Source organism: Pseudoalteromonas sp. 31A1, from assembly GCF_011378815.1.
Taxonomy (GTDB): domain Bacteria; phylum Pseudomonadota; class Gammaproteobacteria; order Enterobacterales; family Alteromonadaceae; genus Pseudoalteromonas; species Pseudoalteromonas arctica.
Map to the genome: position 1 here is coordinate 64,804 of NZ_WTKY01000007.1, position 26,646 is coordinate 91,449.

Annotated in this window: 25 protein-coding genes; 18 read left to right on the forward strand and 7 right to left on the reverse strand. The window is 38.4% G+C overall.

Annotated features, from left to right (window positions below; all coding sequences use genetic code 11):
- Positions 1 to 18: 18 nt before the first annotated feature.
- A complete protein-coding gene (locus tag GQR52_RS09125) occupies positions 19 to 3,198 on the forward strand; it encodes an amidohydrolase family protein (protein WP_165728213.1) in 3,180 nt (1,059 codons plus the stop codon).
- 40 nt (positions 3,199 to 3,238) lie between these two features.
- Here the strand turns inward: GQR52_RS09125 and GQR52_RS09130 are convergent, their stop codons facing one another.
- Complete coding sequence (locus GQR52_RS09130; RefSeq protein ID WP_165728214.1) at positions 3,239 to 3,811, reverse strand: TetR/AcrR family transcriptional regulator; 573 nt, start codon at positions 3,809 to 3,811, stop codon at positions 3,239 to 3,241.
- Between the two features lie 104 nt (positions 3,812 to 3,915).
- On the opposite strand from GQR52_RS09130, the gene GQR52_RS09135 reads away from it, so the two are divergent.
- Positions 3,916 to 4,392 carry an HPP family protein gene (locus tag GQR52_RS09135; protein ID WP_165728215.1) on the forward strand — a complete coding sequence of 159 codons (477 nt, stop codon included), beginning with the start codon at positions 3,916 to 3,918 and terminating at the stop codon, positions 4,390 to 4,392.
- Positions 4,393 to 4,423: 31 nt separating this feature from the next.
- Here the strand turns inward: GQR52_RS09135 and GQR52_RS09140 are convergent, their stop codons facing one another.
- The gene (locus GQR52_RS09140; protein WP_002961684.1) at positions 4,424 to 4,765 is read right to left on the reverse strand and encodes a hypothetical protein; all 342 of its coding nucleotides are present in this window, start codon (positions 4,763 to 4,765) and stop codon (positions 4,424 to 4,426) included.
- A gap of 150 nt (positions 4,766 to 4,915) precedes the next feature.
- Between GQR52_RS09140 and GQR52_RS09145 the strand changes: the two genes are divergently transcribed.
- On the forward strand, positions 4,916 to 5,668 hold the full coding sequence (locus GQR52_RS09145; protein WP_165728216.1) for a Nif3-like dinuclear metal center hexameric protein: 753 nt from the start codon (positions 4,916 to 4,918) through the stop codon (positions 5,666 to 5,668).
- A 24-nt stretch (positions 5,669 to 5,692) separates the two neighbouring features.
- Here GQR52_RS09145 and GQR52_RS09150 read toward each other — a convergent pair whose 3' ends face one another.
- From GQR52_RS09150 to GQR52_RS09160, 3 genes are all read right to left on the reverse strand, one after another.
- Positions 5,693 to 6,457: a YdcF family protein gene (locus GQR52_RS09150; RefSeq protein ID WP_165728217.1), complete on the reverse strand. Its 765-nt coding sequence runs from the start codon at positions 6,455 to 6,457 to the stop codon at positions 5,693 to 5,695.
- 54 nt (positions 6,458 to 6,511) lie between these two features.
- Positions 6,512 to 7,399 (reverse strand): LysR family transcriptional regulator, encoded by an 888-nt coding sequence (locus GQR52_RS09155; RefSeq protein WP_002961689.1) that lies wholly within the window; start codon positions 7,397 to 7,399, stop codon positions 6,512 to 6,514.
- 407 nt (positions 7,400 to 7,806) lie between these two features.
- Positions 7,807 to 10,176, reverse strand: a complete 2,370-nt coding sequence (locus GQR52_RS09160; protein WP_165728218.1) for a GGDEF domain-containing protein — start codon at positions 10,174 to 10,176, stop codon at positions 7,807 to 7,809.
- Positions 10,177 to 10,466: 290 nt separating this feature from the next.
- On the opposite strand from GQR52_RS09160, the gene pyrC reads away from it, so the two are divergent.
- The 9 genes from pyrC (at position 10,467) to GQR52_RS09205 (ending at position 19,338) form a co-directional block, all read left to right on the forward strand.
- On the forward strand, positions 10,467 to 11,519 hold the full coding sequence (pyrC, locus tag GQR52_RS09165; protein ID WP_165728219.1) for a dihydroorotase: 1,053 nt from the start codon (positions 10,467 to 10,469) through the stop codon (positions 11,517 to 11,519).
- A 440-nt stretch (positions 11,520 to 11,959) separates the two neighbouring features.
- Complete coding sequence (locus GQR52_RS09170) at positions 11,960 to 12,163, forward strand: cold-shock protein (RefSeq protein ID WP_002961702.1); 204 nt, start codon at positions 11,960 to 11,962, stop codon at positions 12,161 to 12,163.
- Between the two features lie 1,097 nt (positions 12,164 to 13,260).
- Positions 13,261 to 14,031, forward strand: a complete 771-nt coding sequence (locus tag GQR52_RS09175; protein ID WP_024590812.1) for a DUF3450 domain-containing protein — start codon at positions 13,261 to 13,263, stop codon at positions 14,029 to 14,031.
- A 6-nt stretch (positions 14,032 to 14,037) separates the two neighbouring features.
- Positions 14,038 to 15,402 carry a MotA/TolQ/ExbB proton channel family protein gene (locus GQR52_RS09180; RefSeq protein WP_007583865.1) on the forward strand — a complete coding sequence of 455 codons (1,365 nt, stop codon included), beginning with the start codon at positions 14,038 to 14,040 and terminating at the stop codon, positions 15,400 to 15,402.
- A complete protein-coding gene (locus tag GQR52_RS09185; protein ID WP_002961709.1) occupies positions 15,402 to 15,926 on the forward strand; it encodes a MotA/TolQ/ExbB proton channel family protein in 525 nt (174 codons plus the stop codon). Before GQR52_RS09180 ends, GQR52_RS09185 begins: the two co-directional genes overlap by 1 nt.
- Before the next feature lie 14 nt (positions 15,927 to 15,940).
- Positions 15,941 to 16,345 carry a biopolymer transporter ExbD gene (locus GQR52_RS09190; RefSeq protein ID WP_007583867.1) on the forward strand — a complete coding sequence of 135 codons (405 nt, stop codon included), beginning with the start codon at positions 15,941 to 15,943 and terminating at the stop codon, positions 16,343 to 16,345.
- On the forward strand, positions 16,345 to 16,962 hold the full coding sequence (locus tag GQR52_RS09195) for an energy transducer TonB (protein ID WP_165728220.1): 618 nt from the start codon (positions 16,345 to 16,347) through the stop codon (positions 16,960 to 16,962). Before GQR52_RS09190 ends, GQR52_RS09195 begins: the two co-directional genes overlap by 1 nt.
- Positions 16,963 to 16,973: 11 nt before the next feature.
- Entirely contained in the window at positions 16,974 to 18,233 is a 1,260-nt protein-coding gene (locus GQR52_RS09200; RefSeq protein ID WP_165728221.1) for a tetratricopeptide repeat protein, read from the forward strand.
- 61 nt (positions 18,234 to 18,294) lie between these two features.
- Positions 18,295 to 19,338 carry a hypothetical protein gene (locus GQR52_RS09205; protein WP_024607675.1) on the forward strand — a complete coding sequence of 348 codons (1,044 nt, stop codon included), beginning with the start codon at positions 18,295 to 18,297 and terminating at the stop codon, positions 19,336 to 19,338.
- Positions 19,339 to 19,354: 16 nt separating this feature from the next.
- On the opposite strand, the gene GQR52_RS09210 is transcribed toward GQR52_RS09205, so the two are convergent.
- Both GQR52_RS09210 and GQR52_RS09215 read right to left on the reverse strand, forming a co-directional pair.
- On the reverse strand, positions 19,355 to 19,681 hold the full coding sequence (locus GQR52_RS09210; RefSeq protein WP_165728222.1) for a TraR/DksA C4-type zinc finger protein: 327 nt from the start codon (positions 19,679 to 19,681) through the stop codon (positions 19,355 to 19,357).
- 61 nt (positions 19,682 to 19,742) lie between these two features.
- Positions 19,743 to 20,723, reverse strand: coding sequence for a tRNA-dihydrouridine synthase (locus GQR52_RS09215; protein WP_165728223.1), 981 nt, complete (start codon positions 20,721 to 20,723; stop codon positions 19,743 to 19,745).
- 225 nt (positions 20,724 to 20,948) lie between these two features.
- Between GQR52_RS09215 and GQR52_RS09220 the strand changes: the two genes are divergently transcribed.
- The 6 genes from GQR52_RS09220 to dnaX all read left to right on the forward strand — a co-directional run bounded on the left by GQR52_RS09220 (position 20,949) and on the right by dnaX (position 26,644).
- The gene (locus GQR52_RS09220; RefSeq protein WP_165728224.1) at positions 20,949 to 21,491 is read left to right on the forward strand and encodes a hypothetical protein; all 543 of its coding nucleotides are present in this window, start codon (positions 20,949 to 20,951) and stop codon (positions 21,489 to 21,491) included.
- A gap of 67 nt (positions 21,492 to 21,558) precedes the next feature.
- A complete protein-coding gene (locus tag GQR52_RS09225) occupies positions 21,559 to 22,416 on the forward strand; it encodes a DUF692 domain-containing protein (RefSeq protein WP_165728225.1) in 858 nt (285 codons plus the stop codon).
- Between the two features lie 36 nt (positions 22,417 to 22,452).
- Positions 22,453 to 23,205, forward strand: coding sequence for a putative DNA-binding domain-containing protein (locus GQR52_RS09230; RefSeq protein WP_165728226.1), 753 nt, complete (start codon positions 22,453 to 22,455; stop codon positions 23,203 to 23,205).
- A gap of 72 nt (positions 23,206 to 23,277) precedes the next feature.
- Positions 23,278 to 23,400, forward strand: coding sequence for a hypothetical protein (locus tag GQR52_RS20635; protein ID WP_002962301.1), 123 nt, complete (start codon positions 23,278 to 23,280; stop codon positions 23,398 to 23,400).
- A gap of 169 nt (positions 23,401 to 23,569) precedes the next feature.
- Positions 23,570 to 24,115: an adenine phosphoribosyltransferase gene (apt, locus tag GQR52_RS09235; protein ID WP_007584093.1), complete on the forward strand. Its 546-nt coding sequence runs from the start codon at positions 23,570 to 23,572 to the stop codon at positions 24,113 to 24,115.
- Between the two features lie 3 nt (positions 24,116 to 24,118).
- On the forward strand, positions 24,119 to 26,644 hold the full coding sequence (dnaX, locus tag GQR52_RS09240; RefSeq protein ID WP_165728227.1) for a DNA polymerase III subunit gamma/tau: 2,526 nt from the start codon (positions 24,119 to 24,121) through the stop codon (positions 26,642 to 26,644).
- Positions 26,645 to 26,646: the final 2 nt, after the last annotated feature.

Below are 26,646 nucleotides of genomic sequence, written 5' to 3' on the forward strand. Positions count from 1 at the left end.
ATAACAAGAGAGAAACGCATGAAAAAAATGCTTCATACAGTATTGGCGCTGTCGGTGTCATTAGCGATAGGGCAGGTAAATGCCGCTGAAAAAGACGAAAAAAAATGGCAAGTAGATTCACCTAAGGGGCAATTTGTTGACGCTGCAATTAGCGTTGAGCAGGGCACATGGATGAATATTGATGTAAGCCCTGATGGTAAAACCGTGGTGTTTGACTTACTTGGTGATATTTACACTATGCCAATGAGTGGTGGTACAGCCACCAAGCTCACCTCTGATATTGCATGGCAAATGCAACCACGCTTTAGTCCTAATGGCAAAAGTATTGCGTTTACCTCCGATCAAGGTGGTGGCGATAACATTTGGATAATGGACTTAAATGGCGAAAACCAACACGCAGTTACCGACGAAACTTTTAGATTACTAAATAGCCCTGCATGGAGCCCTAATGGCGACTACTTAGTTGCGCGTAAACACTTTACGGCTAGCCGTTCACTAGGTGCCGGTGAAGTGTGGTTGTACCACAAAGCCGGTGGCAAGGGTGTTCAGCTTACAAAACGTGAAAATGATCAAAAAGATTTAGGTGAGCCAATGTTTTCACCTGATGGTCGTTATGTATACTTTTCGCATGATGCAACACCCGGTAAAACCTTTCATTACTCAAAGGATTCTGTAGCGGGCATTTATAAAATTAAACGTTACGACCGCGAAACGGGTGAAATTGAAACTGTAATCGATACGATGGGCGGTGCTATTAGGCCTACACCATCACCAGATGGTAAAAAACTGGCGTATATAAAGCGTGATGACTTTCAAACTAGCTTGTATTTATATGACTTAACCAGCGGTGAGCACACTAAGCTTTACGATAAGCTTGAGCGAGATATGCAAGAAACATGGGCTATTCATGGTGTATACCCAACTATTGCATGGACACCCGATAATGAAGAACTGGTATTTTGGGCTGGTGGTACAATTCACAAGCTAGATGTTGCAGACAAATCTGTAAAAACCATTCCTTTTAAAGTGCAAACCACTAAAAAAATTCAAAAAGCGGTGCGCTTTACACAAAACTTAGATACTGATGAGTTTGATGTAAAAATGCTGCGTAATGTGCAAGTAAGCCCAGATGGCGAAGCGGCAATTTTTGAAGCGCTTGGGCATATTTATAAACGTGATTTAGAGTCGGGTAAAATTAAGCGTTTAACAAAGCAAACAGATCATTACGAATTATTTCCACAGTATTCTCGCGATGGTAAAAAAATTGTGTACACCACATGGGATGATAACAAGCAAGGGTCCGTAAAGGTTGTGTCTGCACGCAGTGGCCGTGGCGATACCATTACTACGCAGCCAGGCAAGTATGTAGAGCCAACGTTTAGTCCAGATGGTAAAACGGTTGTTTATCGTAAAGCCACTGGCGGCAGTATTTTAAACCCTAAGTGGTCACTTAATCCGGGGGTTTATAGCGTAAGCGCTAAAGGTGGTAAAAGTGAGCTTATTTCAAAAAGTGGTTATCAACCACAATTTGGAGATGCAAACGATCGTGTTTTCATTATGAGTCCTTGGCCAAAACCAACGCTTAGCGTAGTAGAGCTTGAAAGTAAAAAAGTTCGTAAACTGTACGAGTCAGAACATGCGACAGAATTTAGAGTATCACCAGATGGGCAATACCTCGCTTTTGCTGAGCGATTTAAAGTATTTATAACGCCGTTTGTTCAAAGTGGTAAAACAATTAATATTGGGCCTAAAGACAGTCAATTTCCAATAGAGCAGTTATCGGTTCGTGCTGGTGAAAACATTAGTTGGAGTGCAAAGAGCAACAAACTTTATTGGACATTAGGGCCTGAGCTTTATCATGCAAGCCTTGAAGGAATGTTTACTATTAACAAAGCCGAAGATACCGACTTTAAAGTGAAAAGTGGCGATAATATCGGTTTCAGTAAAAAAATGGCAGAGCCTAAAGGTATGATTGCGCTCACTGGTGCAAAAATTATAACTATGGACGGCGAAAAGGTAATTGAAAATGGTGTAATTATCACTGATGGCAAGCATATTAAAGCAATTGGTACAGCCAGCGATATAAGTATTCCTAAAGGTGCTGAGGTTATTGATGTAACAGGTAAAACTATTATGCCTGGTATTGTTGATGCTCATGCACATGGCTCGCAAGCAAGTGATGAAATTATACCTGAGCAAAACTGGAAAAACTTTGCAGGTTTAGCGCTGGGTGTAACTACAATTCACGATCCATCAAACGATACCTCCGAAATATTTACCGCAAGCGAAATGCAAAAGGCAGGCATGATTGTTGGCCCGCGTATTTTCTCAACGGGTACTATTTTATATGGCGCAAATATGCCAGGTTATACGTCGCATATTGACTCGTTAGACGATGCTAAATTTCATTTAGAGCGCCTTAAAAAAGTAGGTGCATTTAGTGTTAAGTCGTATAACCAGCCACGCCGAGAGCAGCGCCAACAAGTTATTGAAGCAGGCCGGATGCTTGAAATGATGGTAGTACCAGAAGGCGGCTCATTATTACAACATAACTTAAGTATGATTGTAGATGGACACACAGGTATTGAGCATTCAATCCCTGTAGAGCACATATACGACGATATAAAGCAGTTATGGTCGCAAAGTGATGTAGGTTACACACCTACGCTTGTAGTGGCTTATGGTGGCATTTGGGGTGAAAATTACTGGTACGATAAAACTGATGTGTGGAATCACCCGCGTTTAAGTAAATTTGTGCCAAAAAATCAATTATTACCACGCTCTATGCGCCGCATTAAAGCGCCCGATCATCACTATAATCACTTTAATAACGCACGCGTTGCTGCTGAGCTGCAAGACCTAGGTGTATTAGTTAACTTAGGTGCTCACGGTCAGCGTGAAGGCTTAGGTGCACACTGGGAGATGTGGATGTTTGCACAAGGCGGAATGACATCACTTGAAGCTATACGTGCATCAACACTCGATCCGGCTAAGTATTTAGGGCTTGATAAAAACGTAGGATCACTTGAAGTTGGCAAGCTTGCTGATTTAATGGTTATAGATGGCGATCCGCTTAAAAATATTCGAGATTCGGATAAAGTAGATTACACCATGATCAATGGTCGCTTATTCAATGCCGAAACAATGAATGAAGTAGGTAAAAAAGAGCGCGAACCACTTTACTTCGAAAAGTTATAATTTATTTTGATCTTTTGAAAGCGGCTACATAGCCGCTTTTTTAGCTTTGTATTATGTGTTTTAGCAACGCAGTGCTTGGCATAACAAGTGTTTGAGTATGCATAACACGTGCTTGGCATATAAGCCCTTCTTTTAGGATAAATAATGTTTGTGCGATATTTTCGGCTTTAGCTTTATTATTTTTTAGCTGAGGAGTGGCAAGTAAAGCATTTAATATAATTTTAAGTACAGCTTGTTTGTGTGCTTTACACTGTATTGCAATAGTATGCGCTGCGAGTGGATATTCTGCTGCTGCGTTTATAAAAAAGCACCCATTAAAATCGCCCAATTCCGGCACTGCACTATTAAACCAGCTCGTTAACCCTTTAAATAATCCATTAGCAACGTCAAGGGCACTTTGTTTTTCACAGACTTGTTCTAGCCAATTATTAAAGTTTTTATCACGCGTGGCTAAGCAAGCAAGTATTAGCTCATCTTTGCTTGCGAAGTGATTATAAAGCGTTTTTTTAGCGATACCTGAAACGGCTAGAATTTCATTAATACCCACAGCATGTAAGCCTTTGCTATAAAAGAGATTAAGTGCTGTTGTAATAATTTGCTCTCGTTTATTCATAAAACCCCTTAAATATTAGCTGAAAGGTATCTTGACATAAGTAGACAGACTTGTCTATCATTGCCAGGTAGACAAGTTTGTCTACTCTTATTTAAGGATGTAGCATGAATATTGAAGATATTAAATTAGCCTGTGTTGCTGGCTTTTTTTCAGCGCTAGTATTGGGTTTTTTATCTTGGCTAAATAATATAGGAGGCTATGGACTGTGGTTAATGGCACCTTTTGGCGCAACGGCAGTACTTGTATTTGGTATACCAAATAGCCCATTAGCACAACCAAAAAATGTGATTTTTGGTCATCTTTTAACAGCATTTGTGGGGATCGTTTTTGTAACTTATGTTGGTGACGGTAGTGTATCTATTGCATTAGCCGTTGGTGTTGCAATTACACTCATGATGCTCACTAAAACAGTGCATCCTGCGGCGGGTGCTAACCCTATTCTGATTATTGTATCTGGACAAAGTTGGGACTTTTTAATTATGCCAGTATTAGTCGGGACGATGTTCATTGTTATTTGTGGCTTTGCTGCAAAGTGGTTACTGTCTTCTTCGGTAAATAACGCACATAAAAAAACCGCTTAACGCGGTTTCTTTTAAAAATCATAAATGTTGATTAAACAACACCGCGCGGTAAGCGACAGTCATGATCTTTACGAGCTAAAATTACAATCCAAAGTTCTTCCGCTGTGTAACCTTCTTCGTTTTCGGTAACAACAGTGAATGGCGCTTTTTTCTGTGCTTTAACAGGCGCAGCTGCTTTTGGTTTTTTCGTTTTAGTTGTTTTACCAGAGTTTAACTTTTTAGTAAGCTCTGCTACGTCAGCTAGGCGTAAATTTTTACCGCCATCAATGCTGTACCAACCAGGTTTAGTTGTGATTTCAGGTTTTTTACCATTGGCAGTTTCGTACGCTGCTTCAAAGGCAGATAACACTTCTGTTTTGTCTAGTTTGCTCATCAGAGACCCTATACGTTGTGAACACAGATAAAGAAGAGGTATTTATACCTATTTTAAAACAGTTTTTCAATTTTTTGCGATTTTCCTTCCATTTTAGAGCTATAAACGCCAAAATTTGCACAAAATTCAGTGCTAAGTAAGGTAAGTTATATGCAACGTAGAGAATTTAACCAACTCCTAAATGACATTTTAAAACCTCAATTAATTAAAGATTTTTGCCCAAATGGCTTACAAGTTGAAGGTAAAAACGAAATTAAAAAAATTGTGACGGGTGTAACCGCAAGTCAAGCATTAATAGATGCTGCCATTGAGCAACAAGCAGATGCTATTTTAGTTCACCATGGATTTTTTTGGAAAGGGGAGTCCCAACCAATAACGGGAATGAAAAAGCGTCGTATAGGTGCGTTATTAGCACACGATATTAATTTATTTGGCTATCACTTACCACTCGATATTCATCCAGCAGTTGGCAATAACGCGCAACTAGCAAAGTTATTGGATATTGAAATTGAAACAGGGCTAGAGCCAACTTCAAATAGCGTAGCAATGAAAGGGCGTTTAAAAACACCATTAAGTGGTGAAGATTTTGCAGATAAAATTGCAAAAGTGCTAAATCGAACCCCACTCACAAGTTTAGTACGTTCAGCTAAAATTGAAACCATTGCACTGTGTACTGGTGGTGGGCAAGGCTATATTGACTTAGCTGCAGAGCAAGGCATTGATGCCTACCTAACAGGTGAGGCATCGGAGCAAACTATTCATAGCTCTCGTGAGCAAAATATTGATTTTTTTGCAGCTGGGCACCATGCAACAGAGCGCTATGGCGTAAAAGCTTTGGGTGAGTTGCTTGTTCAAGAACATGGCTTTGACGTCACGTTTATAGATATAGATAACCCTGTTTAGTAGTATCTGTTTCTTAGTGAAAAACTAAAGCGCTTCTGGGTTTGCCCAGCGGCGCACTGTGATCCATGCATTTCCAATTACTTCATGAGCATACTGCGTTACTACCATTAAAGCCTGAGCATTAGGTATAAATTGTTTATGCCACGGTAATACAGCAAAGTTATGGTAATCAGTGGCTGCGGTTATTACTTCAATACCTTGAGCATTAAATAAGTCTTTGGCGCGAGGCATGTGCAGCACAGATGTTACTAGCGCGACTTTAAAATCAACTAATTTAGGTGCTAATAATTTAGCTTCTGCTGCGGTATCCATCGCTTTTGGATTTTGGAGTATACGACTTTTAGTAATTCCTAAACTAATTGCCGTTTGATACATAAGCCCGCTATTAGTGGTATTTTGGTAACCTCCACCTGAAACTATAAGCTCTGCATTAGGGTAGTGCTTTGCTAGTTTTATACCTTCTACTAAGCGCGTTAGCGCACAATTACCTAATTGATTATTTGAACTTAAAGCCGAATTTGGATTTATATCGCAACCGAGTACGACTATCTTGTCTATTTTTGGATGCTTTAAGGTATTAAATGCAAGCGATACAGGTTCATTATTGTGGATAATTAAATTGGCGATAAAGGGTGTGCTCAATGTAAGCAATACAACTAAGCTTAAAGTTGATAAGAAGAGAGCTGATTTACGACCTTTAAATGCAAGTAGTAGCATCAGGCACGTAAATAAACCAAATAGGGGCAGTGGCATTAGCAAGCCACCAATCAATTTTTTAATAACAAACATAAGAGTTAAACGCTGTAGAGGTAATTACAGCGATATTACTCATTATAATGATGATTATCGACCGTTATTTAACTTACACGTATTTAAAAAGTGACGATAAACAGGGTTGTCTTTCATGTCTTTTTTCATCGCTAAATACATAGGACGAGTAAGGCCAAGAGCGCCCAAAGGAATTGATTTAATTAGGCCTTGGCTTTCATAAGGTGTAACTAGCCAATCAGGTAAAGCGGCAACGCCCATGCCGGCACTTACTAGTTGAAAAATAAGTAATCCTTGGTCAACCGTTTTTAACGTACCGTCAAAACGTGCATTTTGAATGAAATGCTTAAATATATCTTGGCGTTCACGCGGGATAGGGTATGAAATAATAGTTTCGTTTTTTAAATCAAGCGCTGTTACATACGCTTTTTTAGCAAGTTCATGATCCGGTGCCACAATAAGCTTCAATTTAAAATCAAATAAGTGCGCGTATTCTAATGTGTCGGGTTCACGTATGTCAGATGTTAAAACTAAATCTAGCTCATCGCTTAGTAAGTCAGGAATAGCGTCGTAACTAAAGCCGCGCTCGTAATCAATTTTTATATCAGGCCAAAAGTTATTAAATTCTTTAATAGTAGGCAATAACCAATGAAAACATGCATGGCATTCCACACTTAAACGCAGTTGAGAAATAGGCTGATTTAAGCTTTCTTTCAAACGGCATTTTGTCGCTTCCATTTTTGGTAATATTTCGTGAGCCAACTCAAGTAATAGCATTCCCTGAGGGGTAAAGCGGACTGGTTGAGTTTTACGCTCAAATAATTGGCAATCTAATTTATTCTCTAAATCTTTGATTTGATGAGATAAAGCGGACTGTGTCAAAAATAATTCTCGTGCTGTATTAACCAAAGATCCTGTTTCTTTTAGGGTTGCTATGGTTTTTAAATGTTTAATACCAATCATCTTTAAAAATTCTCATGGGAAAAGTGAGTTCAGCTCAGATTAGCCACATACTACGCCTATACAAAAAACGTTTCAACGTCTAGATGGCTAAAAGTTTGCGATTTATTGTCGTTTATTGCAGTTTGTTGCTATGAATCGCGAAAATATTAGAATTAGTAACGATAAAAGTCATTCAAAAACTGGTTTGATGAGTTTTAGATGAGTTTGCTTCATGTTGTATTTTAAGTATATCGATTGCGGTGTGCTTCACCTCAGTGTGAATTTTGACTATATAAATAACTGTGTGGGGAATGGTTACTTTAGGTTGTGGTTTAAAAACTAAAGTCATTTTGCTTTTTAGCTTTAGTTTAGGTCAATGGATGAGTATATACGTAATACCTAAGCCAGCGACCAACTCGCTGGCTCTTTTATAAGGGCTTATTAATAAGTAATATGGCTTCTTTGGCTGTGACCGGTTTTGACTTTAAAAAACCTTGGCCATAGTCGCACGCAGTCGATTGTAAAATGGCTAATTGTTCAAGTGTTTCTATCCCTTCAGCAACAACTTCAAGTTTTAATGATTGCGCAAGTGATAAAATGGCTTCAACAAGTGGGTTGGTGGAATCTTGTAGGTGGTCAATAAAACTTTTATCTATTTTTAAAATATGAATAGGCAGTTGGTGCAAGTAGCCCAGTGCTGAATAACCAGTTCCAAAATCGTCAAGGCACAATTTTACTTTTAAAGGTGAAAGACCTTCTATTATTTGAGTGGCTAGTTCTAGATTTTCTATTAAGCCTGATTCGGTAATTTCTAAACATAAAGAACCCAGAGGTAATTGGTATTTATTATAAACAGAATGTATTTGCGCTACAAAATCGAGGCTTGCAAAGTGTCGTGACGATACATTAACCGTTACTTTCAAAAAGCGATGACCTTGCTGGTGCCAATTAGAAATCTGCTGAGCGGCTAAATCAAGTAAATGTAAATCAAGATTTATAATTTGCCCTGTAGTTTCAGCTATCGGTATAAAGTCATTAGGTGGTACAAATCCTTTTTTAGGATGATGCCAGCGCACAAGTGCTTCAAAACCAATAACCTCACTTGTGGTAATTGTAAAAATTGGCTGAAAATAGAGTTCAAATTCGTTGTGTTCTATACCGTGTTGCAAGTCGTTTTCGATATCCGCATGGGTTTTAAGTTTTTTACGCATCGTGTTATTAAAAAACTTAACTTGTCCACGCCCGGTGGATTTTGCTTCATACATAGCAGCATCAGCTTGTTGCAGTAATATATAAGCTTTATCGTTTATGTTGTCGGTATAGGCAATACCAATACTAGTAGAAGCTTGAAGTAAGTGGCTATCTACATTAAGAGGTTTTGATAATGCGCTTTTAATTCTGTTTAAAGCTTCATTAACTTGGTTTTTATGTGTGATATTTTCCATGAAAATAGCAAACTCATCACCGCCTAAACGAGCAAATGTATCCGTGCTTCGTACTGTACTTTTAATTAAGTCGCATATTTTTATAAGAAAATGGTCTCCGACTTCATGCCCTAGCGAATCATTTATACTTTTAAAACGATCAAAATCTAGATACAGCAGGGCATGGCTAGTACTTTTTTTAGCACGCGTTAAACGTAAAATAGCATGCTTTATTCTCTCAATGAGTAATGAGCGGTTAGCAAGGCCGGTAAGCTCGTCATGTAATGCTTTATGCTCGAGCTCTTGTCGGGCTAGTTGCCTATCAATTGCCATACTTATTTGGCGACTTACGTAAGTTAGAAGAGCGCTGTCGTGTTCGTTGTATTGCAGTGTTTTATCGTAGCTTTGTACAACAATAACACCGCTTATACGATCACTTGTTTTAAATGGAACACCCAACCAAGACTCTGATTGTCGACCTACCATTTTAAAATCACCGTTATCAATATGACTTTGAAAGGCATCTTTATTGAGTAATAAGGTTTGCTCTGTTTGCAGTAGGTAATATGAAGCAGTGTCTTTTAGCTGTTCTTTAGATATTTTTTGATGTGTTTTAGTGTTTATGCCTTCTTCGACTATATAAACAAGGTCAAGTATATCTACTTTTTTGTCATATAAAGCGATAAAAAAGTTATCAGCACGAAGTAAGTTATTAATAATTGAATGCAAGGCTTCAAAGAAGGTATCTAAGTCGTTAGCTTTGTAGGTTAGGTTAGCTATTTGTAATAAGCTATTTTCTAATTTTTGTGCGTTGTTAAGTTGCTCAACTGTTTTTTGTAAGTTATTTACCGTATTTACTTGGTTAATTTTAGCACTGAGTAAGTGGGCAACTGTTGTAAGAATTTCAAGGTGTGCGTTTGTAAAGTAGCCTTTAATAGGGTGCTCACAATCAATAACACCTAAAACTTGTTCTTTATATATAAGAGGGACGCATAGTTCTGATTGGGCAGGGCGCTCATCTGCGATATAACGGCTATCTTTTGTTACATCATCGATTACTACGGCTTTACCAGTTGTGGCTACAGCCCCAGTAATTCCTTCACTAAAACGTATTACTTTACGTTCGGCTTGATATTTATCACGGGCGTGAGCAATACCCATCGATGCAACTTGATTTAATGTATAAGCATTGTTATCGGCAAGGTAAATAACGCAATCAACAAATCCTAAACGGTTAACAACGTGCGTTGTAACATACTCAAATAGCTCGTCTAGTGTGTCTAGTTGCAATAAGCTTGATGAAAATTGATTAATAATACTCAGTTGATCAGTTTTTATCTCAAGTGCTCTTGAGGCATTATTTTTGTAAGACATAGGCAATTTATATTATTCTTTTTATTTTTAAATACGTAGCTAAGTTAACCTAATCTTGGATTTTGTACAAAATAAAGCGATGAGTGGTTTTAATTGGCTGTAAATTATTATGACGAATGACTTTAATTAATTGTAAGTAATAACAATGGCTAATCCCAATTGAATTGGAGTATTAAGCTTTAATCACACAACTCGGTAATGTCATCAACATATGCATTATTTTTAATAAAATCTTTACTCGAAAACATCATATGCCTATGATCGGATAAATTCAGCCTTGGAACAAAGTAATGACAAGCAATAATACAAACTCTGTAACAACCCTTACTATCACTCGCCCAGATGACTGGCATGTACATTTACGTGATGGCGACCAGCTAAAGGATACTGTACGAGACATTAGCAGATACATGGGTCGCGCTATTATTATGCCAAACCTTGTTCCGCCGGCAACATGTACTGATACCGCTCTTTCTTATCGAGAACGTATTATGGCAGCAGGCCCACAAGGTGCCTTTGAGCCTTTAATGGTACTTTACCTTACTGATAAAACGACACCAGATGAAATAAAGAAAGCAAAAGCAACGGGTAAAATAGTAGCTGCAAAGCTGTATCCTGCTGGCGCTACAACCAATTCTGATTCGGGTGTTACATCAGTCAAAAATATTTACCCGGTTTTAAAAGCAATGCAAGAAGTAGGTATGTTGCTGTTAGTACACGGAGAAGTTACTGATTCATCAATCGATATTTTTGACCGTGAAAAAGTATTTTTAGAGACGATTTTAGGGGATGTGGTAAGTGACTTTCCTGAACTTAAAATTGTACTAGAGCATATTACAACTAAAGATGCAGTAGAGTTTGTAGTTAATGCACCTAGCAATGTAGCAGCAACAATTACAGCTCATCATTTACTTTATAATCGTAATCATATGTTAGCGGGTGGAATTCGCCCACATTATTACTGTTTGCCAATCCTCAAACGTAACATTCACCAGCAAGCATTAATGGCCGCAGCTATAAGTGGAAATAAAAAGTTTTTCTTAGGAACTGATTCTGCACCACATTATAAAGATAAAAAAGAAGCTGCTTGTGGTTGTGCTGGTGCATATACGGCTCATGCCGCTATTGAGTTATACGCTGAAGCATTCGAAGACGCAGGAGCTTTGGACATGCTTGAAGGATTTGCAAGCCACTTTGGTCCTGACTTTTATGAGTTGCCGCGTAATGCCGATACAATAACATTACATAGAAAACCATGGGACGTACCTGCAAGTTATACCCTAGGCGACTCTGAAGTTGTGCCTATAAAAGCAGAAGATACTATTGATTGGTCTGTTAAATAGTTAATATTCTATATTTAAACCAAAAGCCGCTTAATTTTTAAAGCGGCTTTTTTGTTTGTATTTTTGATGTTATTGAAGCGTTGTTTGACAGTATTGCTGTTGTAGAGGGCTTTTATACGCGTTTATAGCAATATATATTACAATAATACTTTATAGTTTTTGCTTGGAAATTAGTCAGTTAAAGGCAATTTTAAACAAATTTATATTTTTAATAAATAATTCCCAATTAATAGAGCGAAAAAAAATATAATGTGTTAATCTTACCTTGCTTTGAGTTTTTATGTATTGAATTTACGGATATTGTGCTGCGTTTAAGGTTACCGGTTAGGTTATTACTTGTTCCTGTACTGTACCTCCATATTTTTGAGCATTGACTCAGGGAGGATATTGCCATAATAATATGGCTGAATTTTAATTATTGACTTACAGGAAAATTTAGTATGTCGGTTACTGGTAAAGTAAAGTTTTTCAACGAAGCTAAAGGCTTTGGTTTCATTGAACAAGAAAATGGTCCTGACGTGTTTGTACATTTCAGCGCAATCACTGGTTCTGGTTTTCGCACTCTTAGCGAAGGTCAAGCAGTGACATTCAGCATCAAACAAGGTCAAAAAGGCCCTGAAGCTGAGAACGTAGAAGCAGCATAATTTATTATGTGAACTCTAGTTCATCTTGGTGAAGCAGGTCTCTGTTTCACCATAATTCCTCTCTATGTACATAATTAACAAAATTCTTCTTTTTAAATCCTTGAACACAAATTTCATATATTCTTAAATCTTCTATTTTAATACAAACCCAAAATTCAATTATCTGAATAACTTATACAATCGAACCACTTTCTATCGCATTTAAAACATCCCTTACAATTTATCCAACTGATCCGATACTTATATACATAAAAATGATGCCAAATAACAATCTGTGTAAATTTTAGTGTAAGTCTTGCTAGTGCAATCAGGTTGAAGTTTTGTACTTTAACTATAAATGGGCAAGGGAACCTCTATAGGCCTCTGATAGCTTATTATGGAAGCGTTAGGCATCATTTATAGTCCATTATTATTAAAGTTGAGCAACTTTTTGTGATTAACTTTGTTACTAAATAAATTTAACTGTTAAATAGTATTAATGAGCACTCTAAAGCGGTAAATGTAACTCGTCTAATTATCGAAAGCTATTTGGCTATTTCAGGCCTTGCTAAAAGAAACTTATTATTACTATTTATGGGAAACACGTTTTATAAATGGCTTTAGGTATTGCGTGCATAAAGCAAGGTGGGCGGTATTAGAGATTATCCAGTGTTGTTTTTTTGTGCGACAAATGGTTTGTTTTTTCAGATGAAGTGTTATTGGGGAGATAAAATGTGCTGAAATCGTTTAAAAAATAACTTTTGTTATATCTATCTATATTTTTTTTTGTTTTTTTTCAGTGCGAATTCAGCTTTGGCTAAATGTTGCAATAATGTTGTTTTATGTCAGTACAATGCGAATAAATACACCCCTCAAAAGGCTTTAATCGAAATATTAAGCAAAAGCTTAGTTGCAATAATGTTAACAGTTGTGTGCTAGTACTTTTGTTTAAGCATTAACTTAGCTATTTATTTGCAGAGATTAGTAAACATCAAGTTGACAGCGCTAATTGCATTTAGCATTATTGGAAGGTTGATATCTATTAAAAGATATCAGGGTTGTTCTCTTCGGAGGATAATTAAATTATAAAAGTAACATTACTTAATTGGTTGGGAACTATGTCTGTTAAAATCAGAAAGAGTCTTGTAGCAACTGCGTTGGTTGGCGCATTTGCATTTGCAAGCAGCAATGTGATTGCAGATCCTTTGAATGACGTGCAAAAAGCAGGTCAACAAATTCAAAAGGCTGCGGTTAAGTCTCAAACTAAAATTGACAATGTATATGGTCAAACTCAGGAGCTAATCGCTGAGTACCGTAGCGTTGTTGATGAGACTGAACTTATGAAAGTGTATAACGATCACGTGTCGCGCTTGGTTGATAGCCAAAACGCGTCTATTGAATCGTTTGATCGTCAAATCGCTACGATTGATAACACGAAACAAAACGTTGTGCCTTTGATGTATCGCATGATCGATACGCTTGAGCAATTCATCAAAGCGGACGTTCCATTTAATCTAGAGACGCGTTTAGGACGTGTTGAAAGACTACGTGAAATCATGGTTTCTGCGTCTGTAACGACGTCTGAAAAATTCCGTCAAGTACTTGAAGCTTACACTATTGAAACAGCATACAGCTCACTTGTATCTGCTTCACAAGGTACACTAGAAGTTGATGGCAAAAGTATTAACGTTGATATCGGTCAGTTAGGTCGTATTACTTACGTTGCTCAGTCTTTTGACTTGAAACATGCTTGGGTGTGGGATAACAACACTAAACAGTGGAAAGAATTAGGTGAAGAATACCTAAAACCTGTTAAAGAAGTTATTCGTATGGCGCGTAAGCAAGCGACATTAGAACTTGTTAAACTACCTATCTTTGGCGCGGAGTAATCAATAATGAAGAAACTATTTAAAGGTTTTGCTGTTGCCGCAGTACTAACTGTTTCTGCAGGTACCGCGTTAAATGCACATGCAAATACTGGAGCTCTAGATAAAATACTTGAGCAAGTAAAGCAAGAGCGTATCTCTGAAGGTAAAATCGATAAGAAACGTGAACAAGAGTTCTTATCAGATCGTGCTGACAAGCAATCTTTACTTAATAAAGCTAAAAGCCAACTTGCTTCTGAGAAGTCTCGTGGTGAAAGCTTAACTAAGCAATATGCACAAAATGAAAACACGTTAGCTGAAAAAGAAGCCGCTCTTCAAAGTGCTCAAGGTACTTTGGGTGAGATGTTTGGTGTTGTACGTCGTGCAGCTCAAGACGCTATCGGTTCTATCGAAGCATCACTAGTTAGTGCTGAGAAACCTGGCCGTGCTGAAATCTTACGTTCATTAGCTGCTGCTAAAGAACTTCCTACAGTTCGCGAACTTGAAGAACTTTGGATTTCACTTCAAACAGAAATGACTGAATCAGCTAAAGTTTCAACTTTTGAAACTGAAGTTGCTGGTCTTGACGGTAACCCGTCAATGAAGAAAGTAACGCGTATCGGTAACTTTAACTTAGTTACAGACGATGGTTACTTAATTTATTCACCAGAAACTAAGTCTATTCAGCCTCTAGGTAAACAGCCTGATAGCTATATTTTAGACGGTATCACTGATCTTGAAAATACATCACCAGATAACTACGCTGGTGTTTATATCGATCCGACTCGTGGTGCTATCTTACGTATCAACACTCAAAAAGCGACACTTATGGAATACTTCCATCAAGGTGGCGTAGTTGGTTATATCATTACAGCTTTACTAGCTTTAGGTATGCTAATTACTCTAATTCGCTTTGTTGACCTTACACTTACTACTAGTAAGATTAAGAGCCAGCTTAAAAATGTTGCTACACCGAATACAAATAACCCACTGGGTCGTATTCTTAAAGTGTACCATGACAACAAGAACCAAGATGTTGAAAACCTTGAGCTTAAACTTGATGAAGCGATTCTACGTGAAACGCCACGCATCGAAGCTGGTATCAACATAATTAAGATTCTTGCTGCAATCGCACCGTTACTAGGTCTACTAGGTACAGTAATCGGTATGATCTTAACGTTCCAAACAATCACATTGTTCGGTACGGGTGATCCGAAGATCATGGCAGGTAACATCTCTCTAGCACTTGTAACTACAGCGCTAGGTCTAATTGCTGCATTACCACTAATTCTACTTCATGCTCTTGTAGCTGGTCGTAGTAAGTCGGTATTACACATCCTTGATGAGCAAAGCGCGGGTATCGTTGCTACTCACGCGGAGAAGGAGAAAGCCTAATGCTAGTCCTGATGGAGATATGGGAATCTATCAGGGATTTTGTTGGCACAGGCGGCCAGGTTTTATACGTGGTCGCGATAGCACTCTTTCTGATGTGGGTTTTAATGATTGAGCGCTATTGGTTTCTACTTGCAGAGTTTCCTCGCACAGCGAAAGAAATTGTAGCAAAGTGGGATGCCCGCCAAGACACTACGTCTTGGTACGCACACAGAATCCGTGAAGCATGGATTTCTGAAGCGTCTGAAAAATTAGATCAGCGTATGTTGTTGATTAAGACATTAGTAGCTGTTTGTCCTTTAATAGGCTTACTTGGTACTGTTACTGGTATGATCTCGGTTTTTGAAACCATGGCCAACCAGGGTACGGGTAATGCACGCTTAATGGCATCAGGTATTTCAATGGCAACAATCCCAACAATGGCTGGAATGGTTGCGGCACTATCTGGAGTATTTTTTAGCTCACGTCTTGAGACAAAAGCTAAAATGGTGAAAGCCAAACTTATTGATAGTATGCCTCATCACTAGAGAGAGAATTAAATATGGCACGTAAACAACGTTTTCGTGAAGAAGAAGAAGCAGCGGTTGATATGACGCCAATGCTTGACATCGTATTTATCATGCTTATTTTCTTTATCGTAACTACATCGTTCGTTAAAGAGGCTGGTATCGAGGTCAATAAACCAAAAGCTGCCCAAGCTACTAAGCAAAAAAATGCTAACATTTTTATTGCTATTCGTAGTAACGGCGAAATCTGGGTTGATAAACAACAAATTGATGTTGAACGTATTTCAGCAAAAATTGAAAGTTTATTAGCAGAACAACCTACTGAAGTTGTGATTATACAAGCTGATAAAGAAGCTAAACACGGCACAGTGGTTAAAGTTATGGACCAGATTAAAGCGACGGGTGACAACCTTAGAATTTCAATAGCTGGAGATCAGTAATGATTCGTTTTCTGTTTTCACTGATTGCAGGTGGGGCAGTTACTTTCGGCTTGTTCTACTTCATGGCCTTCCTCATCTCTGGTGGGGCTGACCGTAATACGGAACAAAAAGAGCAGATCATAGTCGAAATAATGACGAATCCGCCTGAATCTAAGGTGCAGGAGAGGAAGCGTGTACCGCCTCCTCCTCCACCACCGCCAAAGCAGCCGCCTAAACCGCAGCCGCCACAGCCGGAAAATAATAATCCAAACCCTGGTGCTATGTCATTTAACATGGGTAGCATTGATGTTGGTAGTTCAGCTGGTGGACTAAGTGGTCCTGGTGCATTTGGACGAGATGGTGATGCGACACCTATCGTTCGTATAGAACCAAAATATCCAACGCAAGCAGCACGTGATGGCAAAGAAGGTTGGGTACAACTTTCATTCACAATTGATGAGTTAGGTGGAGTGATTGACGTTGAAGTAATTGACGCAGATCCAAAACGTATCTTTGACCGTGAAGCTAAACGCGCACTGCGTAAGTGGAAGTACCGTCCTAAGATCATTGACGGAAAACCACAGAAACAACCAGGTTTACAAGTTCAATTAGACTTTAAACTTAACCAAGGCAACTAAGGAGGCGAGTAATGAGAAATTTTTCTAAAGTAACTGCTCTTGCGATTCTTATGTCTGTGTCGGGTGCTACTTTAAGTGCATCTGTTTTAGCAGCGCCAGATTACGCAAAGATTGAAGAGCGTAAAAAAGCAAAAACTAAAATCATGGGCGAGCGTACTGGTAAAAAGGTAATTAAAGCATTTGACTTGTACAACGAAGAAAAAGTTGATGAAGCAATTGTTTTGCTTAGAGAGATTGAACCTTCGAATGACTTTGATAAAGCGACCGTAAATCGTTACTTAGGTAGCATGTACGCTCAAAAAGAAAAGTATGACGAAGCGATTAAGTACTCTAAGCAAGCAGTTGCCCCTGATGTTTTAAACTTTGCTGATCAAGAACAGACTCTAAAACTGTTAGGCGATTTATACGCCGGTACTGAAAAGTATCAAGAAGCCAAAAAAGCTTATGTAGCTTGGATGGACTTCACTGGCCAAGAAGATCCTACGGTTTATACACGTATCGCTCAAGCTAACTATCAGTTAGAGCAATTTCGTGATGTTTTTGAACCAGCAGATAAGGCAATTAAACTTCAAAAAGAACCTAATAAAGGTCCTTACCAATTAAAACTGGGTGCATACTTTGAACTTAAAGACTATGCAAACATGGTTAAGATTGGCGAAGAGATTGTTCGTGTATGGCCTGATGATAAAAAAGCTTGGGTTAGCTTAGGTAAATATTACCTACAAACCGAAGACTATCAAAAAGGTTTAGCAACGATGGAAGTTGCTTACAAGAACGGTTACTTTGAAAATGAAGTTGAGTATAAAGTCTTATCTAACTTTTACTCTCTAAACGAGATCCCTTTTAGAGCAGCTGTAACGCTAGAAAAGGCCGTTAAGAGTGAAAAAGTAAAACGTACAAAGCAGAATGTTAGCGCGATTGCTAGTAATTATCATCGCTCTAAAGATCTAGAAAAAGCTGCTAAGTACTACGAAGAAGCTGCTAAATTTGATGACGACGCTGAACTTTACCGTAAAGCTGGTTCATTACTTTTACAATCTGAAAAATTCAGTGCTGCTGTTGTTCGTTTGAACAAAGCATTAGAGCTTGGCTCTGATAAAAAAGGTACTATTTATTCAGATTTAGCTGAAGCGTATTACTATCAAGGTAAGTATAAGCAAGCATATGCTGCAATTACTAAAGCTATGGATGACCCTCGCACACGTAAGTTTGCAAAAGGTTGGTCTACATATATTAAAGATAAAGCCGCTCGCAACGGTGTTAAAATTTAATTTTAATTAGCTAAAGCAACTTATAAAAAGCCCCTCTGGGGCTTTTTTTATTGGAACTACTATGTATAAAAAGCTCTCTTTTTCATTACTACTGTGCTTATTTTTAGCTGCATGTTCAAAGCAGCCTCAACCTTATGAGTCATTTGAAGACGCACAAGTTGCTTTAAAAACTTTAAACATGGCACTTGTACAACCAGACGCTAAAAAAATCGATAGGATTACTAAAGAGCAATTGGTCTTTTCTGATGCGTATTTAGTTAAACGTCATACTATTTATCAGAACCTAATGGGTATGGAGCTTAATCTCAATCAAATTGCACAAGTAAACTACTTGGTTATTGCAGAGCGCTTTCCTGAGCGCTATTTTAATTGGCCGGCTCAAGTAGACGTATTAAAAAACATGCTTGCTTTTGAGGGTTCAAAAAGTACGCCGGATAATATTATTACTTGGCTTAAGTTAACCCAAGATACGCTAGACAGTGCTAAACAAAGCAATTTAAAGCTGAATAAAATTGAGCTCACACTACTACAAAGCTATGTATTGAGTGCGATAGGTAGTAATGACGTTCAACCAGCGCTTAAGAGTCATATAAGAGCTTTTAGCGATTATTTAGCTAGTTACAAGCCTAGAGGTAGTGTTGGTCTGAGAGGCCTGCCAAATGGGTCACAGTGGTATCAGAGCAAACTAAATTACTTTAGTGGCGAAGTACATTCACCGCTAGAGTGGGTTACTATTTTAAATGAAAATATAAAAGTATTAGATCGTGTTGCATTCGACAGTAAATTGTCTATTTCTCATAAAAAATCGTTTTTAGTGCAGTATCTATCGAATGAAAAATTAATTGAAGGGCTTGATTGGCAGGCTGATTATCAAGACTTACCTGCAATGGCGAGCAATATGAACATGTCTGATAAAGATAAAACATTGATGCTTGCAATGATGGAATCAGATATTGGCATTCATTACCATGCGTGGACTTTGCCACAGGCAAAGGTGAATCTTATGAAACGCTTAGAAATCACCCAAGAAGAGGCTCAATATTTAGTTGAAGATATAATACTCTACCCAGGGCAATCATTTAGCTTTATACAACAAATTATATAATGATTTGAAAGTGCGCTTATTGTGCGCACTTTGTACACCGTTGGGTTGCGGGATCTAGTTCAAGTGATTTGGCTGGTATTTTTTCTTCACAGTCACAGCAGTAGCCATATTGCCCAATTTCTATTTGGCTCACGGCCGCTTCTAATTTAGTCATGCGACTGATCAAAAACGCATACTCAGGACCTAGCTTCTCTGCTGCACAGTCTAACCATTCATTGTTTGCTGTATTATCTAAGATTTGTATTAAATGCTGATGTGCAGGATAGGCTGATTTAGAAAGCATAGTTAATATATTTAATTTAACTTGTGCTATTTCATCGCTTAGTCTTTTTTGATGATGCATTATCAGTACAACCTTATTAAATTGGCTTTACGTTATACTGATATTATCAAGGGGCTTTAAGTTAGCTGTTATGATTTGAATCAAGTTGCGGTGCTTTGGCGTATTTATTTAATACACTGGCCACATCTTCTTTACTTTTTAAACGCCTAATTTCATCAAATAAATCGATAGCTTGCGGATACTGACGCTTTAGATAGCCAAGCCATTGCTTGGTACGCGAAGCAAAGTACTTTTCATCTTTTGCAGGGTCTTGATGGATCGCAGAGTGAATTAAATGATAAATAATATGCTCCCATTGTAGGCCATCATAGTGTTCGTTATTTACATGAGCTTTAATTTTTTTTGCTAGATCAGGATGTGAAAGGGCGCCGCGACCAAGCATTAAATCAGTGCATCCACTTCGTTTTTGACAAAGCATTGCGTCCTCAACTTGCCAAATTTCACCATTGGCAACAACGGCAATATTTTTGTCTTTTATTATTGGTGGAATTTTTTCCCAATAAGCTGGCGGGTTGTAACCATCACGTTTGGTTCTGGCGTGTATTGCCACACTATTTGCGCCTGCGCTTACGACAGCATCTACAATTTCTTGGCTGTTACTGTCATCATCAAAGCCTAAGCGAATTTTTGCACTTACTTCATGTTCATCATCTACGGCGTCTCGGACTGCTTTAATAATAGTGTACATGTGGTCAGGATCTTTAAGCAATACAGCTCCGCCGCGACTACGATTTACAGTTTTTGCTGGGCAACCAAAGTTAAGGTCGACCCCATGAGATCCTAAGGCAATTGCTCTTATTGCATTTTCGGCTAACGGATTTGCTTCTTGGCCGAGCAATTGAACACGTACTGGAGTGCCTGCTCGCGTAAAACCATTATTATGTAGCTCAGGACAAAATCGATGAAAAACCTTGTCAGGTAAGCATGTCTCAACCACTCTTACAAATTCGGTAACGCACAAATCGAACCCACCAATGTCTGTGAGTAATTGGCGCATTTTAAAATCAACGACACCTTCCATAGGCGCTAAAACAAGTTTCATAAGGTGATTAATTCTGATAAAAAACTGGACGCATAGTTTACCTGCAAATCACACATTGATAAATCTGTAATTACCAACCATATTTAATGTAGAAATTGCAAAAGTAAATAATATGAAAATAAATGAAAGTTTTTATTCTTGTACGGGTCTACTTAAGCATACAAGCAATTTAAAATACATTTTTATTGCTGAGATTTACAATACTTGATTAAAGAGAGTCACAAAATGAATACAGTTAAAAAAAATACAATCGCGTTAACTTTAGGTGCAGTAGTTGTTGGCTCTGCAAGCTTTGTATCTGCAGATGTACAAGCCAACCCATTTGAGTTTCAACAATTAGTGACAGGTTACCAACTAGACGCTAAAGAAGGTAAGTGTGGTGAAGGTAAATGTGGCGGCGATGCTAAAGATGCTAAAGATGCAAAAGCTAAAACAGAAGGTAAGTGCGGGGAAGGTAAATGTGGCGGCGATGCAAAAGATGCAAAAGCTAAAACAGAAGGTAAGTGCGGCGAAGGTAAATGTGGCGGCGATGCAAAAGATGCAAAAGCTAAAACAGAAGGCAAGTGTGGCGAAGGTAAATGTGGCGGCGACGCAAAAGATGCAAAAGCTAAAACAGAAGGCAAGTGTGGTGAAGGTAAATGTGGCGGCGATGCAAAAGATGCAAAAGCTAAAACAGAAGGCAAATGTGGTGAAGGTAAATGCGGCGGCGATTCTAAAAAAACTAAAAAAGAAGGTAAGTGCGGCGAAGGTAAATGTGGCGGTCGTTAATATCTTATTCTAAATAAGTTATGCTAAAAGGGCCTTAAGGCCCTTTTTTGATAAGTTAGAGGTAGTTATGACACAAATCCAGAGTACAGATTTCGGGATGGTGGGCCTTGGCCTACGACGAGAAATGCTTGATGAACTGCTTGAACACGTACCTAATCAAGTAGATTTTTTGGAAGTTGCACCAGAGAACTGGTTAAAACTAGGTGGGCGCTTTAAAAAGCAATTTAGAACATTAACAGATGCAAACAATTTTGTGTGTCATGGATTATCACTGTCTATCGGTTCACCCGAACCACTGGATGTTGAATTTGTTAAGTCTTTAAAAGTTTTTTTTGAAGAGCACAATATAAAAATCTTTAGTGAGCACTTAAGTTACTGCTCTGGTACAGGCCATATGTATGACTTAATGCCTATTCCGTTTACACAAGATGCTATAGCACATGTTGTCCCTCGCATTAAACAAGTACAAGACATACTTGAGCAGCAAATTGCGATAGAAAATGTTTCCTATTATGGCGCTCCTGGACAGCAATTATCAGAGCTGGAATTTACAAATACCATTTTAGAGCAAGCAGACTGCAAGCTTTTACTGGATGTGAATAACATTTATGTGAATTCGATTAATCATGGCTATAACGCACAAGCGTTTTTAACTGGGTTACCCTCTAATCGTATTGCCTATGGGCACGTTGCAGGCCATTATAATGAGGCTGATGACTTAATAGTGGACACACATGGTGCTGATGTCATTGATCCTGTGTGGGAGCTACTGGATAAAGCATATAAAGTGCATGGCGTATTTCCAACCTTGCTTGAGCGCGATTTTAATATCCCTACAATGAATATTTTAACCAAAGAGTTAGATATAATTCATGAGCTACAAGCTAAACACATTACTTCAATGGTTTCAAAACAACGAGCTTAATATAAGCCTTTATAAATATTAAAAGAGTGCCTGGTTATGAGCTTTATTGAAATACAAAACGAATTTATGGCGCATATTCGCGAGCCTAAAAAAAATAAAAAGCCCAGCGGTATCGAAGACCGACGTATGGCCATTTATCGCGACCTATTTTTTAATAACATTGAAGGTTTTATATCATCAGGTTTTCCGGTATTAAAAACCTTATATACAGACAAGCAATGGCTGGTCCTTGTACGCCAATTTTTTAGCGAATATGATTGTCATTCGCCGTACTTTTTAGATATAGCAGGGGAGTTTATTAATTACTTATCAAGTGATTATAAAATGAAAAGATACGATCCCGTGTTTATGCTAGAACTTGCACATTATGAATGGGTAGAGCTAGATGTATCGATTGCACACGAAGATGAGCAAGAGCAAAAATTACAAACAACAGCGCTTACTAGTTCTGCTTTGTATTTATCGAAAACGGCAAGAAATTTAAGTTATCAATTTCCGGTTCAAAATATTAGCAATCACTTTAAACCAAAAGAGCCATCACCTCAGCCTAATTATTTTGTTGTATATAGAGATGAAGATGATGACGTTCAATTTCTGGCTACGAATGCGATGACTGCTTTGTTACTATCAATTATTGAGGCAAGTGATGGAGCGACATTTGACGACGTTTGCCAACAGGTATTCGCTCATGCACCACAGTTTAATGCAGATCAAATTGCTCAAGGCGCATTGGTTACCCTCAATGCAATGGTTGAACGCGGTGTAATTGTGACAAAAAATCAAGATTAAGGTCTTTATTGATGATTTTACATCGTCTATTATGGCAGCCTTATTTGTCGTGCTTAATAAAAGGTTGTACCAATGTCAGATGATAAAGACTTTAAAGATCCGTTCAACGCTACTTATTTTCTTGCTTTCTTAGCTGTATTTGCAGGGATTGGTTGTTTAAATGCAATATTAGGCTGGATCACTAGCTTAACTTAAAATGCATAGCGTTTATTAAGGCTGTTGCTTACTTCAGCCTTGAACCACTTTATTTTAATTACCCCCCATAGTTAATACTTCTTTTATAGTAACGCCAAACTCGCAATTAAAGGTTAGTTAAGGTTATAATCACCTGCTTTGTAATATAAACAATTGAGCAGTTAAAATTATGACTCAAGTAACACCAGCAATTATCAAAAACAGCATAACTACAATTGCTGATTATCCAAAGCCGGGCATCATGTTTCGCGATGTAACCACTTTAATGGCAAATCCAGAAGCCTTTAAAGCAACTATTGACGCGTTTATCGCAGAATATAAAGATCAGGGTTTTACTAAAATAATTGGCACAGAATCACGTGGCTTTATTTTTGGTGCGCCGCTGTCTTACGCATTAGGCATTCCGTTTATTCCAGTTCGTAAACCAGGTAAGTTACCACGCGAAGTTATTCGTCAAGATTACTTACTTGAGTACGGTGAAGACACGCTAGAGCTGCATGTTGATGCAATTGTACCTGGCGATAAAGTATTATTAGTTGATGACTTATTAGCAACTGGCGGCACAATTGAAGCCACAGCTAAATTAGTTCATAAACTAGGTGGCGAAGCCACAGATGCTGCATTTGTTGTATCACTACCAGAACTTGGTGGCGAGCAGCGCATCAAAAAAATGGGTATTAAAATTCTAAAATTGGTTGAATTCGAAGGCGAGTAATCGATGAGTTATCAGGTTCTAGCGAGAAAATGGCGTCCTCAAACCTTTCATGAATTGGTTGGGCAGTCTCATGTTAAGCAAGCGCTTGTAAATGCGCTTACACAAAATAGACTGCATCACGCTTATTTATTCACTGGAACCCGCGGTGTAGGTAAAACCACTATTGCGCGTATTTTTGCTAAAAGCTTAAATTGCGACGAAGGTATATCTGCAAATCCGTGTGGCCAATGTAGCAGCTGTTTAGATATAGAAGCAGGGCGCTACATTGACTTACTCGAAATAGATGCGGCTTCTCGTACAAAAGTAGAAGACACCCGCGAAATACTCGATAACGTTCAATATGCACCAACACGTGGACGTTATAAAGTATACCTAATCGATGAAGTTCACATGCTTTCTAAGCACAGCTTTAATGCGCTTTTGAAAACGCTTGAAGAGCCACCAGAGCATGTGAAATTTTTATTGGCGACGACCGATCCTCAAAAACTACCAGTTACTATTTTATCTCGCTGTTTACAATTCAACCTAAATGTCTTGTCGCAAAGTGAAATTAAAACACAGCTTGAACACGTACTTACTCAAGAGCAGCTTAGCTTTGACACTGATGCACTTAGCATTATTTCAAAAGCCGCTGATGGCAGTATGCGTGATGCGCTTAGCTTAACTGACCAAGCTATTGCACAAACAAATGGTGATATTAATAATCAAGCAGTACAAACAATGCTTGGTTTAATGGATACTCATTATAGCCAAAGCTTGCTTGCAGCATTACTTGCACAAGATGGCGCTGCGCTAATGGATGAGATTGCACAGGTGGCAAGTCGTAATCCTAATTATGTTGCATTGCTTGATGATTTAATTGCACTTACGCATTTGACCCAACTAACCCAGTTAGTGCCAGAAGCGGCAGGGCTAGATGAAAAAAATGTAGATTATATTGCTCATGTTGCACAACATACGAGCCCACAACAAATTCAAATTTATTATCAGTTACTGTTAAATGGTAAAAAAGATTTACAATGGGCACCAGAGCCTCGTTTAGGTTTTGAAATGATAATGCTAAGATTATTAGCATTTAAGCCTACAGACGCTCAACAAACTGTACACACAGTAAACGAAGAGCCGGCCCCAAATAAACAAGGCCGCGCAAATGCACTGCGAGATATATTAAATAAAAATAAAACATCGCAAAACACTGTAGCTAGCCAAAGTAGTGTCCCTGTAAATAATACTAAGCCAGTTAGCAATACAGAGCAGCCTAAATCCCTTGAGATAGAGCCTTTACCAAATGTTGCCGCTCAGACATTGAATAATGATGTCGTACAAAGTAATAATGAGCCAACCCAAGTTGCAGTAGAGCAACCGGTTCAACAAAGTGAAAACGCTATTGAACAACAGGCTTCAGCTAATGAGCAACCACAAACCAATGTTGTTTCGGATGCTCAAGCCCAGCGCCAAAGTGAAGATGAAGCTTACATGCAACATAGTGATGCTGAGCAAACGTTAGCTTCGCAGTTTGATGATATAATGAGTAGCGCTGTAGATCAGGGTTTTAAACCTGCACCTACTGCAAACTCAGAGTCTTCACCAGAGCCCTTAACAAATCACAATGCAAGTACGCCAATAGCTGAACAAGAAGCGCAGGCGCAATCTGCCATTGCTCGTATTTTACGCGACAGAAACATATCGGGTGCGGGTAGGTTATCAGGCAAGAGTACAAGTACATCTGCAAATAATGTAGCAGTGCAGCCAAGCCAAGCGCCTGCTAAAAAGCCAGAACAGCATCCAAGAATGCCTAAAGCCCAAAGTGTTCATCAAGGTAGTGCAGATACAAGTGCAAGTGAGCTTAATAGCCCTTCAGGTAATGCGTCTGGCGATATCCCTCCTTGGGAAACTGATAGCGAAGGTGAGAGTGAAAAAAAGCATGAGCTCCCAGTAACAGGGGGCCAAACTCAGGCACATAATCACTCCAACATAAAGCCAGCTAGTAAGATTGATTTTAAAGCAAAGCACCAAACAATTACTGAAAATCTTGCGCCAGAATTACTTGAGCAAATAAACCCTCAAAAAGCGCCTGAAATAGCGCCAGAGGAAGTAAGTATTCCTGCCCCTGATGATTTTCAAAGCCCAATTAGTGAAATTAGATTTGCACATCAACAAGATGAATGGGCTTATTTAATTAAACGTATGGGACTGGGTGGTCGTATGCGCCAATTTGCATTGCATTCAATATTTACCAAGCAAGGCAACAGTTTACATATAGACGTTGATGAATCACAAAAGCATTTAGATACGCCGATGCTTCGCCAAAGATTAGATGCCGCATTGTCGAGTATTTATGAGCATAACGTGTCGTTAAGTATTAATTTTGCTAAGGGAGTTATTGACTCTCCTTATCTTATTCAGCAAAAAATTGATGCAGGTCGTCAGCAACAAGCAATCGATGTGATCACATCTGATGAAAACATAGTACAATTTCAGCAAGTATTTAGCGCCGAAATTGACGAAAACAGTATTCAGGCATTGTAATT

Bases quoted from the DNA above. Each gene is read 5' to 3' on its own strand.
- GQR52_RS09195 (WP_165728220.1), top strand. From the start codon at position 16,345: ATGATTCGTTTTCTGTTTTCACTGATTGCAGGTGGGGCAGTTACTTTC.
- apt (WP_007584093.1), top strand. From the start codon at position 23,570: ATGACTCAAGTAACACCAGCAATTATCAAAAACAGCATAACTACAATT.
- GQR52_RS09215 (WP_165728223.1), bottom strand. From the start codon at position 20,723: ATGAAACTTGTTTTAGCGCCTATGGAAGGTGTCGTTGATTTTAAAATG.
- GQR52_RS09125 (WP_165728213.1), top strand. From the start codon at position 19: ATGAAAAAAATGCTTCATACAGTATTGGCGCTGTCGGTGTCATTAGCG.
- GQR52_RS09150 (WP_165728217.1), bottom strand. From the start codon at position 6,457: ATGTTTGTTATTAAAAAATTGATTGGTGGCTTGCTAATGCCACTGCCC.
- GQR52_RS09180 (WP_007583865.1), top strand. From the start codon at position 14,038: ATGAAGAAACTATTTAAAGGTTTTGCTGTTGCCGCAGTACTAACTGTT.
- GQR52_RS09210 (WP_165728222.1), bottom strand. From the start codon at position 19,681: ATGCATCATCAAAAAAGACTAAGCGATGAAATAGCACAAGTTAAATTA.
- GQR52_RS09145 (WP_165728216.1), top strand. From the start codon at position 4,916: ATGCAACGTAGAGAATTTAACCAACTCCTAAATGACATTTTAAAACCT.
- GQR52_RS09175 (WP_024590812.1), top strand. From the start codon at position 13,261: ATGTCTGTTAAAATCAGAAAGAGTCTTGTAGCAACTGCGTTGGTTGGC.
- GQR52_RS09135 (WP_165728215.1), top strand. From the start codon at position 3,916: ATGAATATTGAAGATATTAAATTAGCCTGTGTTGCTGGCTTTTTTTCA.
- dnaX (WP_165728227.1), top strand. From the start codon at position 24,119: ATGAGTTATCAGGTTCTAGCGAGAAAATGGCGTCCTCAAACCTTTCAT.
- GQR52_RS09155 (WP_002961689.1), bottom strand. From the start codon at position 7,399: ATGATTGGTATTAAACATTTAAAAACCATAGCAACCCTAAAAGAAACA.
- GQR52_RS09190 (WP_007583867.1), top strand. From the start codon at position 15,941: ATGGCACGTAAACAACGTTTTCGTGAAGAAGAAGAAGCAGCGGTTGAT.
- GQR52_RS09140 (WP_002961684.1), bottom strand. From the start codon at position 4,765: ATGAGCAAACTAGACAAAACAGAAGTGTTATCTGCCTTTGAAGCAGCG.
- GQR52_RS09205 (WP_024607675.1), top strand. From the start codon at position 18,295: ATGTATAAAAAGCTCTCTTTTTCATTACTACTGTGCTTATTTTTAGCT.
- GQR52_RS09225 (WP_165728225.1), top strand. From the start codon at position 21,559: ATGACACAAATCCAGAGTACAGATTTCGGGATGGTGGGCCTTGGCCTA.
- GQR52_RS09170 (WP_002961702.1), top strand. From the start codon at position 11,960: ATGTCGGTTACTGGTAAAGTAAAGTTTTTCAACGAAGCTAAAGGCTTT.
- GQR52_RS09130 (WP_165728214.1), bottom strand. From the start codon at position 3,811: ATGAATAAACGAGAGCAAATTATTACAACAGCACTTAATCTCTTTTAT.
- GQR52_RS09160 (WP_165728218.1), bottom strand. From the start codon at position 10,176: ATGTCTTACAAAAATAATGCCTCAAGAGCACTTGAGATAAAAACTGAT.
- GQR52_RS09185 (WP_002961709.1), top strand. From the start codon at position 15,402: ATGCTAGTCCTGATGGAGATATGGGAATCTATCAGGGATTTTGTTGGC.
- GQR52_RS20635 (WP_002962301.1), top strand. From the start codon at position 23,278: ATGTCAGATGATAAAGACTTTAAAGATCCGTTCAACGCTACTTATTTT.
- GQR52_RS09200 (WP_165728221.1), top strand. From the start codon at position 16,974: ATGAGAAATTTTTCTAAAGTAACTGCTCTTGCGATTCTTATGTCTGTG.
- pyrC (WP_165728219.1), top strand. From the start codon at position 10,467: ATGACAAGCAATAATACAAACTCTGTAACAACCCTTACTATCACTCGC.
- GQR52_RS09230 (WP_165728226.1), top strand. From the start codon at position 22,453: ATGAGCTTTATTGAAATACAAAACGAATTTATGGCGCATATTCGCGAG.
- GQR52_RS09220 (WP_165728224.1), top strand. From the start codon at position 20,949: ATGAATACAGTTAAAAAAAATACAATCGCGTTAACTTTAGGTGCAGTA.